The organism is Bacteroides sp. 2_2_4, assembly GCF_000157055.1.
Lineage (GTDB): Bacteria > Bacteroidota > Bacteroidia > Bacteroidales > Bacteroidaceae > Bacteroides > Bacteroides ovatus.
In genome coordinates this window covers 249,788-262,661 of record NZ_EQ973361.1, presented here as the reverse complement: position 1 = coordinate 262,661, position 12,874 = coordinate 249,788, and the positions used below count along the sequence as shown (strand labels likewise).

Sequence of the window (12,874 nt, the reverse complement as noted above, 5' to 3'; positions counted from 1 at the left end):
ACAACTATCTATTAACTAGTGAATTACACACGTTTCGTTGCAGGTGGCAGATGTTTTTATGTTTTTCAACTTTATAGTAGGAAAAAATTTCATTCATTTCCGTACCTTTATGAGTCTTTTTATCCATAAATAATATCCAGTCAGTGGTAGTGCAGCCCCCAATAAGGCAGCAATAAAGGTAAGTATGCGAGTAAACATTCCTCCCCAGTTACCAACATGCACAGAATAAATCCAACCACGAATCTTTCCCGACTTGTCTTGATGTTGATAAAGACTTGTTTCTGTAAATTCACCATTATCCGTATTGAAAGAATAACGGTCAGATGCCCGCTGATTCCCGAAACGGTTGAAAGACACGCTTGCCGTACCAGAAGAAATACTGATTTGCTTATACTCCGGATTCTGACGTCTTAGTTTATCATAAATCTCCTGCCAATAAACGAAGGGTGAAGTTACCGAGTACATATCACTGTGATTGTTTTCCGGACGTCCGCCTCTTTCACCCTTTCGAACCTCATTTCCTTCTCTTTTCTTTTCCCGATGGGCTGCCAGTTTGGTATCCCTCTTTTGAGCATCACTTTTCTGTTCATGTCCTTGGGCGGCACGTTGCTGTACTTCTACCCCGAAGACCTTATAGAAAGCCGTCCGATACCACGGAAAAGACCAGGTCAACCCCGTCAGTGCCATAGCCAGTAGAAAGATCAGAGCATACATTCCACCTGCCACATGCAAGTCATACCAAAACCTTCTCCAACCTTTTGTTGCTGTTATTTTCAGGCTATTCTTCAATGCTTTACGTGTACGCGGCCACCAAATGACAATTCCCGAAATCAGTACAAAAACAAGTAAAAGCGTACTGACACCTACAATCATTTTGCCCCAAAAGATTCCTTCATTTCCCGGATTCATACTATCCAGCAACCAGCGATGCATTCGGAACATAAACATAAAAAAGCCGCTACGCTCGCTTTTTCCTTTTACTTCGCCCGTATACTGGTCTACATACAAAGATGCACGACGTGTTTTGGAAAGACTAACCTGATACGCACGTCCGGGATCAGAAGATATGCTGACACCGGTCACCGATACACTGTCAGGCAATGTCGTCGCCACTTTTTCAAGCAGCTTATCCATAGGAAGAGGAGACTCCTTTACCGTTTCTACGTAGTAAAGATCGCGTCGAAACCACTCATTCACCTCATTTTCAAATACCAGCATGGCACCGGAGAAGCAGACAAGAGTTATTATCAGTCCGAAAGGGACGGAAAGCCACAAATGTATCTTTCTGAATATTTTTTTCATGTTTTCAATCCTATTTCTTGAAAAAACCTGCAAAGCTTTCCGCTCGGCAGGCTTTTATATACAAAAGATTCTCTATTTAACCGACTGTATTATTTTGAAAGATATTCCATCTTACCTACCGTAGTGATAGCGTCAGCTTCTACCGTCAAACCTTTGACTGCCTTGCCTGTTTTTGCGTCTATTTTATAGAAGGCCGGTTTCTCGCCCGTAGTCACAGTGACAGCCATATAAGCATACCCTTTTTCTCCATAAGGCTCGCCACCAAACTTTCCGTCAGCCGGCAGACCTGTAACAAGCATAATCGTCTGATCTTCCGCCTTGAAAACAGCTAATTCGCTGACATCTGCACTTGTACCGCCACTAATCATATCTTCCGCTCCCTTTTTATACAATTGAAGCAGGAAGTAATCTTCAGAGATGTGCCAGCAACGGAAAATAGGATGTTTAGTGCCTATCTCTTCAAAGTTCACATAGTAATCCGGATCGAAATCTGTTGCGCCTGCTTTGATACGCATTGCGCCCGAAGGCTTCTGTCCTGTTACCTTCTTCAAATCTGAAGATGAAACTGCCGTACGTCCATATCCGGGAGAGAACACATAGACGTCACCATTATCAGCGGCCCAAATGGTCTGATAATATTGTGAACGCATACGACCGCATGCATAGCCTATTTTATCAGTCTTGGCAATCACCGGAGTCTCATTGAAGTTCGTGCCACTATAAATTGCCACATAAGCATTATCCGGGTATTGTGTAGAAGGAATGACACCGGCTGTATATGCACCGCTGCCGCTACCACCGTCAGTCTTAGTCACAAGTTCCTGATCTGTCACAGCTTCCGGCCATTTTTTAATACCGTACTTACTCATTCCCATTGGGATGACAGATGTATAAATCTTATTGTTAGCTTCAACCAGACCTGCCCATGAAACTTTTTCACCATTACCCAAGTAATTTTCGGCAAGCAAGGTACCCTCTTCCTGACTGCCATCGGTCGCATCCAAATAGTTGAACAACAATGCTTGAGCCACATTCTGATCCTCATCTGTTATTTTCGAGTCCCCGGTGGAAACAGTCACCACTTTATCCCCCCAGGTTCCATAAGACGTGATACGATTATAAGTGTATGTGTACTTTTCTTTCATTTTACCATCTGCCCCCAGATAATAGGAAGCTCCTGTACCTGCGCCACCTTTATTATAAACTAAAGCAAACACATAATCCAATCCTTTATATACCCAATAGGTACCGCCAATCACCTCGGTTCCATTCCCTTGAGTCGACACTGTTCCTTCATCCAAAGAATTGGCTACTACCAAATAACTTGCTTCACCGGTTGTGGCAGCCACCACATAAGCCGTTTCTCCATCAATTGGCGGGTTATCCACCGGATTATTATCATCGTCGCAAGATGCCACAAACACACCGCTACTCAAACAAAAAGCTACGGCAAAAGCCTGTAATAAAAACTTCTTCATATATTCTTTATTATTGATTGATACTAAAAACTTACTCTTATTATTTACCGAAAAACACTCTGAACTTTCCATAGAATGCGCGCCCCGCTTTTTGCAGGCTAAAATTGTCAAACAGTTGGGCATCGGTGAAATTCCGACATTCAAATGATACATTATAACGTCCATTCTTCATGGTGTAGGACAAAGACAGATTATGAGAAAACTGTTCCGGCACCATATTCTTTGAATCTTTATCTCCGAGATTTTCCCAATAAAGAGGAAAATCGTGCTGCCAGTAGCTATCATAGCCGATGCTCAACACATTTCCTTTGACAAACAGGTCATTCCAATAAAAATTTGCATTGATATTAGCATAACGATAGGGCAGATTCGGCATACGCACTTTATAGTGCATGCTTTCCTGCAAAGAGGAACCCGCCAGAAACTTTTCGTAATCACGAGTATCGATGCTATTGAATGTTCCTCCTATATCAAACCAACGCGAGAAGCTATAAAGCAATGACAAATTATACCCTTTGGTCCTTACGTGACCGTGGTTCTCATAATATCCGTAGCTTGTTCCTCCCAATACGTCCAGTCCTCTTTTTATGTAATCTTTCGTATCCCGATATATCAAACCGGCCTCGGCATACAATTCATGCTTGCCAAACTGATGATTATAGCTGAAACTCAAATTGACATTATCACTTTTCTCCGGTTTCAGATTCATTTTGCCAGCTTCAAGGTCTTCATCTCCAAAGAGTTCGTCCGTGGTCGGCAGGCGGAAAGCCTTTTCGTACGAAAGTTTCACCTGAAGATCTTTCCATATAAAATAGGTACCTGCCGCTCCATATCCAAGAGCGCTTGCCGTATTGGACAGATTGATATAATTGCCTATTCCATCCGTATTCTGCGATACCGGTCCCTTGTTGTATTGCCGATAATATTTGGCAAATGCCGACACATTCCATCTGTCCGACGGCATCAGACGGTAAGAAAGCCCGCTGACGTTTTTACGGGTGATTTTAGGAATAGAAAAGTCCGTGAATTTGGAAGAAGCACCGATGGTAGAGCGGCTCGTACGTTCAAAATCACTGATTACATGACTGAAAGTAAACGTATGCGCCTGTCCGATATGATAATTCATCTTCAGCGTCCCATTCCAGTTTTTATTTTTAGATTCACTGTTCTGGTAAGACTGTTCTCCCCGGCTACCTTTTTCATAAAAATCTCCACGCCAGTTGTAAGCCCGCGAAGCGGTATCGACATTGTTGGTGATATTATGATTATAATTGGCAGTCAACAGTAGATCCAGGTTTTTCACCAATAAGTTCTTTTTGTAATATTCTAAAGAAGGGACCAACGAATGTCCTTTGCGGAATTTTTCACCGAACACGACATCTTGATAAACGCCTGTTTGTATCTCTTTATAGAAATGGGAATAATTAAAACTCAACGCCAGACGGTCTGCCCATTTCTTTCCTACCAGGCCGATTTTTCCAATCACGGCTTCATTATGATACTGGTCATTAAAACGTTTCAGATGATAAATCTTATTTTTATCAAGTGGCGGAAAACGTACGCTTCCATCTTCTTTAATCTCAAATTCGCGTACGTAAGTGTCTACATAATAATCATTATCCGAAAAGTTTTGAAAAGCATTAACCTCATACATGAAACCATTCTTGAACGTTTGTCCGAAGCGCACGTATGATTTATGAGTATTAAACGAACCGTAAGAATAGGAAGCATCCATAAACCACTTTCCGGGTTGTTTGTTGGTGACAATATTAACCACTCCCCCAATAGCATCGGTTCCGAATCCTACGGGAACTACTCCTTTATAGACTTCTATACGGTCAGCAAAATTAATAGGAACATTGTTCAAATCGAATGCAGCACCGGCTCCTTCCTGTGGTATGCCGTCAATGAAGATTTTCACATGTTTTCCGCTAAAGCCATCGATATACAATTGCATATCCGATCCCACTCCACCTGATTCGCGGAGTTTTACACCGGGCACTTTAGTCAGTGCACCCGCCAAAGTCTGCGTACTATTATGCAATTTCTTCGCATCAATGGCTACCGCATTAAAAGCAGATTGATTCACACGACCGACTCCGGATGTCGTGACCAGCACCTCTCCCAGTTCTTTTACCGCCGGTGCGATAGTGACGTTTACTTTTATTCTTTCTCCCTTGGCTAATTTAACTTTCTTTTCTACCGTTTGATAACCGATAGCCGAAACGACGAGTGTATATTCACCTGCTGTAGTTTTCAAATGATATATACCTTTTTCATCTGTATAGCATCCTTGGTTGGTTCCTTTCAGATAAACTGTCGCAAAATCCACCACTTCTTTCTCTGTGGACATCACTCTGCCCGAAATTAAACTACTACGGTGACGCCCCTGTTGTGAATATACGGATACGGAAAACAAGAATGCCAGAAAAACCAAAAAACATTTATTGCTCATCTCCTTTTTACCTTTTTACTTTATAGAAGGTGTGTCAAAATGCACACCTTCTGTTTTTTACGCACAAAGCCCCGACTTTCACAAGCTGGGGCTTTGTTATTACCTAAAGATTTTGTATCTTTAGGCATAAGAATTTCACTATGACAAAGATACATTTTCGTCCTTACAATCCCAACCAAACCGTTCTTTTTCCTCAAAGAATTGATGAGGATATTGCAGAAAACGATCCGGTGCGCATGGTTGACGCCCTGGTTGAGGGCTTGAATCTTGAAAGTTTCAGAAAGCTGTATAAGGAATGCGGGCGCAGCCCTTACCACCCCAGGATGATGCTCAAGGTCATTCTGTATGCCTATATGAACAACATCTACTCCTGCCGGAAAATTGAAAAGCTCCTTCACCGTGACATCCATTATATCTGGCTGGCCGGATATGAGAAACCGGATTTCATTACCATCAACCGTTTCCGCAACCGGGTGAAGAAGGAAATCAACGAGGTGTTTACGCAAACCGTAGTTCTTCTCTCTTCCAAAGGCTTCATCAGCCTGAATGTGGAATACATTGACGGGACAAAGATCGAATCCAAAGCCAACAAGTACACTTTCGTCTGGCGAAAAACGGTTGAGCGGAACCGTGAACGCCTGATGAAGAAGATACATGTCCTGTTAGGGCAGATAGACGATGTCATTGCCCGGGAGAAGTCATCAGAGAACAATGAGGAGGTTGGGTTCACTCCGGCCATGCTGACTGAAATGGCAGGAGAATTGCGTCATGCACTGGAACAGGTTTCCGAGCCATCCGCGAAAGAGGAAAAGACTGAACTGAAAAAGAAACGCAAACAGTTGAAGGAACTGGAAGAACACAGGGACAAACTGCAGGAATACGACTGCCATCTGGAAACGCTGCAAGAGAGGAATTCCTATTCCAAGACGGACAAGGACGCTACTTTTATGAGAATGAAGGAGGATGCCATGCGCAACGGACAGACGAAGCCCGGTTACAACCTTCAAATCGGCACCGAAAATCAGTTCATCACCGATTTTGCACTCTTCCCGAACCCTACGGATACACTGACCCTGATTCCTTTCCTGCAATCTTTTTCAAACAGGTATGACCGGATGGCCCATACGGTGGTTGCTGATTCCGGCTATGGCTCCAAAGAGAATTACCGCTTCATGTCCGAAAACGGCATGGAAGCCTACGTAAAGTACAACTATTTCCACATGGAGCAGCGGCCGAGATTCAAACCGGACCCGTTCAAGGCCGAAAACTTCTACTACAATGAAGAACATGACTTCTGCATCTGCCCTATGGGGCAAAGGATGCGGAGGATAGGCACCAGGAATGTGAAAACCGCATCCGGATATGTCAACGAAAATGCACGGTACAGAGCTGTCAGGTGTGAAGGCTGTCCCCTGCGATGCCGCTGTTTTAAAGCAAAAGGAAACAGGACGATAGAACTGAATCATAGGCTTAGACAATACAAGCGGAGAGCCAAAGAACTGCTCTGCTCTGAGAAAGGACTGAAACACAGAGGGCAGAGATGCATAGAACCGGAAGCCGTGTTCGGACAAATTAAAAACAATATGAACTACAAACGTTTCCGACATTTTGGAAAGGACAAGGTCTTCATGGACTTTGCCTTCCTAGCCATTGCCTTCAATATAAAAAAGATGTGTGCAAAACTGACAAAAAAGGGTATGAACTGGCTGATTAGACTGTTTTATGAGCTTACAACTGCTGTTTTTAGATGCTGGGAACACATAAATCAAAGAAATCTTCAAAAGATCGCAGCTTAAAGAAAGTGAACAGATTTGTATAGTGATGAACAAAAAAAGAGGTGCATCGTGCATTACGACACACCTCCAAGCAGAAAAAGAAGTGCCAAACAATCCCTATCTATTGGTAAAAATAAGACAACAAAAATGAGGTATATAGATATGTACAATACCTATATATAAGTAAATACTAGATAATTTAAATAAAAAAAGAAAAGAAACCCTACTTCAGCCAACTCGCCAACGCACGTTCCGTTACCTCCCACAACTGCTCTTTTTGCACATGATTCGTGTATTTATCAGACAAGTTTTTCCGGTGGTTATTGACATACAGTTGTCCTGTCACACCAGCTTCCTTTTCGTCCAACAGTAAACCGATTGCCGTAGAAGCCCCTTTCTTGGGTTTACGGATAAAAGGACGGAAAAAAATATCCGTCAACGGATCGAACCACTTGTGCATAGTGATGATATCAGTAGAAACAATTCCCGGATCGGCAGCATTGACGGTAATCCCCTTCTCTCGAAGTTGCTCGGAAAGTTCGAAAGTAAACAATAATAAAGCCAGCTTCGTGTTACTGTAAACAGGAATCCTCCAAAACGTTCCCGTTTTCCCTCTATGAAAGAAATCCGGGAAGTCGAGCTTGCCGATTGCGTATGTACAGGAAACCATATTTACGATACGCGCTCCACGCACCATCAGCGGAATTAATTTCCGGGTAAGCAGATAAGGTCCCATGTAGTTCACACTTACCGTTCGTTCGAATCCTTCGGAAGTAGTATGAAAACCTGTCTCCATCGTTCCGGCATTATTCATCAACAAAGAGATGGGAAGATTCCTTTCTAAGATCTGACTGGCAAAAGCAACTACGGATTGCATGGAAGATAAGTCAATAGCCATAACCTCCAAATCCGGGTTTCCGGTTTCCTTGCTCAAACGTTCACGAACAACCTCCGCTTTCTTCGGATGATAACAAGCCATTATGATTCGATAACCGGCTTTGGCTACGGCACGTGTTATTTCTGTTCCCATTCCTCCGTCCGCACCGGTGATGATTGCCCATTTCATTTCACTCATTTTTTCTCCAGTTTATCAATTTCCTTTTGTAAAGAGGAAGGTAATTGTTCTTTCAAATGTTGATGACAAGCCATTTCTATCGTATACATACGTCCTATGCAATAATTACTGTGTCCACAGTTGCAACGTGCTTGTTCCTCCTGTTTCATCCGGTTCACGAATCCCGGTTCGTTGAGTAACGCTCTCGCCATCTGCACGGCATCAAAACCGGAATCGAGCACTTCATCTATTTTCTGACGGGAAACAAGACCACCGACATAAATCAACGGCGCATCCGGAAGAGCCGCACGGAATTTCAGTGCATCTTCAAGGAAATAGGCCTCTTTGAAGGGTACAGAGGGTATCATCCATTTGCCAAACATACGGACTCCGTATTTCAGCCACCAACAATTCATATAGTAAGACATCGAACGAATCGGCATGGCACCTCTCATTACATACATCGGCGCTTTGCTGACAAAACCACCACTCAACACCAATCCATGAGCGCCAAGTTCCAACAGTCGTTTGGCCACTTGTATGGATTCGTCTATCTCCATTCCTCCTTTGAAACCGTCGCGCATATTCATTTTTACGAAAACTGCCATATCACTGCCTGCCGCTTTCATCACTTCTTCCATCACCATATCCATAAAACGCATCCGGTTTTCGAGCGAACCGCCATATTCATCTTTCCGATGATTGGTGTAGGGAGACAGGAATTGACTAATCAAATAGCCGTGCCCCGCATGTACTTCAACGGCGTCAAATCCGGCTTTCCTCGCCAGATTGACTGCATTTCCATACGCTTTCGCCATTTCCGGCAGCTCCTCTTTTTCCATTCCACGCACAAACGTAGGAGAATAGAGGTTGAAGCCTGAAGATGCGGATATAGGAGTGACACCACATATATTTTTATGGGACATATTTCCACAATGCCCGATTTGTATACCTACTGCGGCACCTTCATCGTGCACGGCTTTTGTCAGTTCGTGTAAACGGGGAATAATGGACGGACGCAACCACAACTGACGGTCGAAAGAAAGTCCGCTTTGTGTCACGGCAGCATAAGCCACTGTTGTCATACCCACTCCCCCCGCAGCTACCGACCGATGGTAATCCAGCAACATTTGCGTGGGAGTATTCTCCGGACACATGCTCTCAAAAGCTGCCGAACGGATCGTTCGATTCCGCAGCGTCAAAGGGCCAAAGGTGACCGGGCTAAAAAGTTTAGATTCCATAGTAGTTGATATTTTATTTAAGTCATACGTCAGTCATGATGAAAAACGCCCCTAATAAAGGAAAGGGAACACTCGTTTCCGTTCTCCCACTGCGTCTCCGAATTCTTCGCGGTAACGGCACCAAATAGCGTTGGCACGGGGAACAAGGTTAGCAATCGTCCACCAAAGGAAGACCAGACCGGAAAGTGAACAAGTGAGTATCGCCCAACCTGCCCATTCTACTATCTCACCGAAATAGTTGGCGGAAGTGACATAACGGTACATTCCTTTTTGAGGCAGATAATGCCGGGTGTCTCCCGGTTTGCGCAAATGACGGATGATATAATCCGACTGCCAGTTCAACAGCATACCTGCGAAGAAGAGCAGTGTGCCTATAATAAACCACGGTGAAGTGAACCAACCGGCTTGATACATCGTTTCGGGAGCAAGATAGAAAATCCATTTTCCTTGCATATAGCCATTCAACAAATTAAAAAGAACTCCCATCGACATGATTGCCAGCGGCATCTTACTTTTCCCTTTCAATAGCAAAGGGAAGATGAAAGCACGCTGAAAATAGTGAATTTGAAAGAAGAGGAAGAAAGTGAAAATCACCGGCTCGAACCGACGTTCGGAATAGATCCACATCACACACATCACCACGAAAACCGGAGCTTCCATCAATATCCAGGCTAGTTTATTGGAGATAGCTACGCCCCACGATGCTGTGCGGAAAATACCATATCCGGCTTTCACAAAGTAAAGGGCGATAAAAACAAACAAAGCAATCAGGCTCATCACCCCCAGAAACAGATTAAAAGTATCTATACTCATACCGATCTATTTTGTAACACGCAAAAATAACAAAAATGAGATAAACGACGATACAAAAAATAGAAAGAATCTGAAGTACATTCTTTTACGAACATAAAAAAGGAGAAAATATAAAATTTCCCGGATGCACACCTGAAATGATCAGACACACATCCGGGATTACTTATCTATTCAATAAAAGGATTGGTTCTTATCAGCGTTTCTTAATTGGGATATAAGCCAAATCATCAAGTACATTTTTATAAGCCGGGCGGATAATCCGTTTACCGTCGAAGGTTAATTCTTCATTGCGGTGTGCACACCAGCCTACGATACGTGCCATGGCAAACAGTGGAGTGAAGATTTCCTGCGGCAAACCGATCATTTCATACACGAAGCCCGAATAGAAATCGATATTGCTGGACACTGTCTTTCCGTTGTTTTTAACCCGTCCGAAAGTAGCGATGGCACGTTCTTCCAACAGTTCGAGGAAAGCAAATTCGCTTTCTCTGCCTTTTTCACGGGCAAGGTCGCGAGCCAGTTCTTTCAATAGAAGAGCACGAGGGTCGGAGATGGTATAAACGGCATGTCCGATACCATAGATCAGTCCGGTTTTGTTATACACTTCTTTGTTCAACATTCGGGTGTAGTAAGTATCTATCTCATCTACACTTGTCCAGTCTTTGATATTTTCCTTCAGGTGCTGGAACATGTCGGCAACCTGAATATTGGCACCTCCGTGAAGCGGACCTTTCAGCGAACCGATACCAGCGGCGATGGCCGAATAAGTATCTGTTCCGGTAGAAGAAGTAACGCGAACGGTGAAAGTAGAGTTATTACCACCACCGTGCTCCGCCTGAAGAATCAATAACAAATCGAGGGTGCGTGCATCCAGTTCGGTATAGTCTTTTTTCAGCATATACAGGAAATTCTCGGCAATAGAGAGCTTTTCCTGCGGATGGCGGATATGCAGAGAACGTCCGAAAGTAGCATGACGAAGCATATTATAAGCATAAGCGATGATAGTGGGGAACTTTGAAATCAGTTCAATACTCTGACGCATCAGGTTATCCCGGGAGGTATCATCCGCATTTGCGTCAAAACGATACATTTCCAATACACTGCGTGAAAGAATATTCATGATGTTGTTTCCTTCCAACTCGATGATGTTCATTTTCGTTTTCTGTTCCAACGGCATATTGTCGTTAATCAACTCACGGAAAGAAAGCAATTCTTCTTTATCCGGCAGACGTCCGGAAAGCAATAGGTAAGCCACTTCTTCGAAGCCAAAGCGTTTCTCTTTGATTATAGCGTGAGAAATATCTTCTACATCATAACCGCGATAGAACAGTTTTCCCGGTATGGGTTTCAGTCCCCCCCCCGGAACACGTTCATATCCTACTACATTACCGATTCTGGTTAAACCTACCAATACACCTGTGCCATCTTCATTACGTAATCCGCGCTTCACATCAAACTTGGAGAACAATTCTGTATCAATCCGGGTAGCTTCCTTCATTTCCTCGGAAAGCTTGTAAATCAAGTACTCTTTTTTCATCTTTCTTCGTTTTTTATTCGTTACTTTTGTTTTTCAATTCTTTCCACGATCTCACGAGTGAAAGCGGAAGTAGAGAGGGAGGTTCCATTCGGCATAAAACGGGCTAAATCGTGTGTAGCGCGAGCGTCCAGGAAGCTTTGTTCCAAGGCTTTCTCTATCAGAGCAGCCGCTTCTTTCCAGTCAAAATATTCGAGCATCATTACTGCCGAAAGGATAATAGAACAAGGGTTCACCACATCTTTTCCCGCAATATTGGGGGCTGTTCCGTGAGTCGCTTCAAAGATGGCATGACCTGTCTGGTAGTTGATATTTGCTCCCGGAGCGATACCGATACCGCCTACCATAGCCGCCAGTTGGTCAGAAACATAGTCTCCGTTGAGGTTTAAGGTGGCTATCACGGAATATTCTTCGGGAATCAGGAGTGTATTTTGTAAGAAAGCATCCGCAATGCAATCTTTTATCACCAGTCTGCCATCTGCCAAAGCATCGCCAAATTCACGTTGCGCCAGTTCGTAGCCCCATTTTTTGAAACCACCTTCGGTAAACTTCATGATATTCCCTTTATGCACCAGTGTTACGGAAGGCAAATGATGGTCGAGCGCATACTGGCAGGCAGCACGCACAAGACGCTCCGTGCCCTCACATGATACAGGTTTCACACCGAAAGAAGAGGTTTCCGGGAAACGGACTTTTGTCACGCCCATTTCGTCTTTCAAGAATTGATAGAACTTTTCAGCCTCCGGAGTTCCGGCTTCCCATTCGATACCTGCATAAATATCTTCCGTATTTTCACGGAACACACACATGTTCACTTTCTCCGGTGATTTGACAGGCGACTGTACTCCCTGATACCAACGAACCGGACGAAGACAGACGTATAAATCAAGTGTCTGACGCAGTGCTACGTTCAACGAACGGATTCCACCTCCGACAGGAGTTGTCAACGGACCTTTGATTCCTACCAGGTATTCCTGAAAGGTTTCCATTGTTTCATCCGGCAACCAGGAACCAGTCGCGTTGAAGGCACGTTCTCCCGCTAACACTTCTTTCCATTCGATACGACGTTTGCCACCGTATGCTTTCCGGATAGCTGCGTCCACTACGGCTTGCATGGCAGGAGTCACTTCGGCTCCTACTCCATCGCCGGTAATATAAGGTACGGTAGGCACATCGGGTACCAACAGCGTACCATCTGTTTGCATGGTTATTTTGCTCATTT

9 protein-coding genes are annotated in these 12,874 nt (G+C 43.9%); 1 reads left to right on the top strand and 8 read right to left on the bottom strand.

The annotated features are described in order from the left end of the window. Positions 1–93 precede the first annotated feature (93 nt). The 3 genes from BSCG_RS11695 to BSCG_RS11705 all read right to left on the bottom strand — a co-directional run bounded on the left by BSCG_RS11695 (position 94) and on the right by BSCG_RS11705 (position 5,235). Entirely contained in the window at positions 94–1,302 is a 1,209-nt protein-coding gene (locus BSCG_RS11695; protein ID WP_032849564.1) for a PepSY-associated TM helix domain-containing protein, read from the bottom strand. A gap of 89 nt (positions 1,303–1,391) precedes the next feature. Further along, complete coding sequence (locus tag BSCG_RS11700) at positions 1,392–2,780, bottom strand: DUF4374 domain-containing protein (RefSeq protein ID WP_008776298.1); 1,389 nt, start codon at positions 2,778–2,780, stop codon at positions 1,392–1,394. A gap of 40 nt (positions 2,781–2,820) precedes the next feature. Continuing rightward, positions 2,821–5,235: a TonB-dependent receptor gene (locus BSCG_RS11705; protein ID WP_032849563.1), complete on the bottom strand. Its 2,415-nt coding sequence runs from the start codon at positions 5,233–5,235 to the stop codon at positions 2,821–2,823. 140 nt (positions 5,236–5,375) lie between these two features. On the opposite strand from BSCG_RS11705, the gene BSCG_RS11710 reads away from it, so the two are divergent. Continuing rightward, positions 5,376–7,031 carry an IS1182 family transposase gene (locus BSCG_RS11710; protein WP_008776296.1) on the top strand — a complete coding sequence of 552 codons (1,656 nt, stop codon included), beginning with the start codon at positions 5,376–5,378 and terminating at the stop codon, positions 7,029–7,031. 202 nt (positions 7,032–7,233) lie between these two features. Here BSCG_RS11710 and BSCG_RS11715 read toward each other — a convergent pair whose 3' ends face one another. The 5 genes from BSCG_RS11715 to icd form a co-directional block, all read right to left on the bottom strand. Beyond that, positions 7,234–8,085: an SDR family oxidoreductase gene (locus BSCG_RS11715; RefSeq protein WP_008776294.1), complete on the bottom strand. Its 852-nt coding sequence runs from the start codon at positions 8,083–8,085 to the stop codon at positions 7,234–7,236. Then, on the bottom strand, positions 8,082–9,305 hold the full coding sequence (locus BSCG_RS11720; RefSeq protein ID WP_004315786.1) for an NADH:flavin oxidoreductase: 1,224 nt from the start codon (positions 9,303–9,305) through the stop codon (positions 8,082–8,084). The genes BSCG_RS11715 and BSCG_RS11720 overlap by 4 nt, the downstream gene beginning before the upstream one ends. A gap of 51 nt (positions 9,306–9,356) precedes the next feature. Further along, positions 9,357–10,118, bottom strand: coding sequence for a DUF1295 domain-containing protein (locus BSCG_RS11725; protein WP_004299486.1), 762 nt, complete (start codon positions 10,116–10,118; stop codon positions 9,357–9,359). Positions 10,119–10,311: 193 nt separating this feature from the next. Beyond that, on the bottom strand, positions 10,312–11,655 hold the full coding sequence (locus BSCG_RS11730; RefSeq protein WP_004299485.1) for a citrate/2-methylcitrate synthase: 1,344 nt from the start codon (positions 11,653–11,655) through the stop codon (positions 10,312–10,314). A gap of 20 nt (positions 11,656–11,675) precedes the next feature. Beyond that, entirely contained in the window at positions 11,676–12,872 is a 1,197-nt protein-coding gene (gene icd / locus BSCG_RS11735; RefSeq protein ID WP_008776293.1) for an NADP-dependent isocitrate dehydrogenase, read from the bottom strand. Positions 12,873–12,874: the final 2 nt, after the last annotated feature.

Excerpts from the sequence above, each read along its gene's own strand:
- BSCG_RS11720 (WP_004315786.1), bottom strand. The coding sequence starts at position 9,305 with ATGGAATCTAAACTTTTTAGCCCGGTCACCTTTGGCCCTTTGACGCTG.
- BSCG_RS11730 (WP_004299485.1), bottom strand. The coding sequence starts at position 11,655 with ATGAAAAAAGAGTACTTGATTTACAAGCTTTCCGAGGAAATGAAGGAA.
- BSCG_RS11705 (WP_032849563.1), bottom strand. The coding sequence starts at position 5,235 with ATGAGCAATAAATGTTTTTTGGTTTTTCTGGCATTCTTGTTTTCCGTA.
- BSCG_RS11700 (WP_008776298.1), bottom strand. The coding sequence starts at position 2,780 with ATGAAGAAGTTTTTATTACAGGCTTTTGCCGTAGCTTTTTGTTTGAGT.
- icd (WP_008776293.1), bottom strand. The coding sequence starts at position 12,872 with ATGAGCAAAATAACCATGCAAACAGATGGTACGCTGTTGGTACCCGAT.
- BSCG_RS11715 (WP_008776294.1), bottom strand. The coding sequence starts at position 8,085 with ATGAGTGAAATGAAATGGGCAATCATCACCGGTGCGGACGGAGGAATG.
- BSCG_RS11710 (WP_008776296.1), top strand. The coding sequence starts at position 5,376 with ATGACAAAGATACATTTTCGTCCTTACAATCCCAACCAAACCGTTCTT.
- BSCG_RS11695 (WP_032849564.1), bottom strand. The coding sequence starts at position 1,302 with ATGAAAAAAATATTCAGAAAGATACATTTGTGGCTTTCCGTCCCTTTC.
- BSCG_RS11725 (WP_004299486.1), bottom strand. The coding sequence starts at position 10,118 with ATGAGTATAGATACTTTTAATCTGTTTCTGGGGGTGATGAGCCTGATT.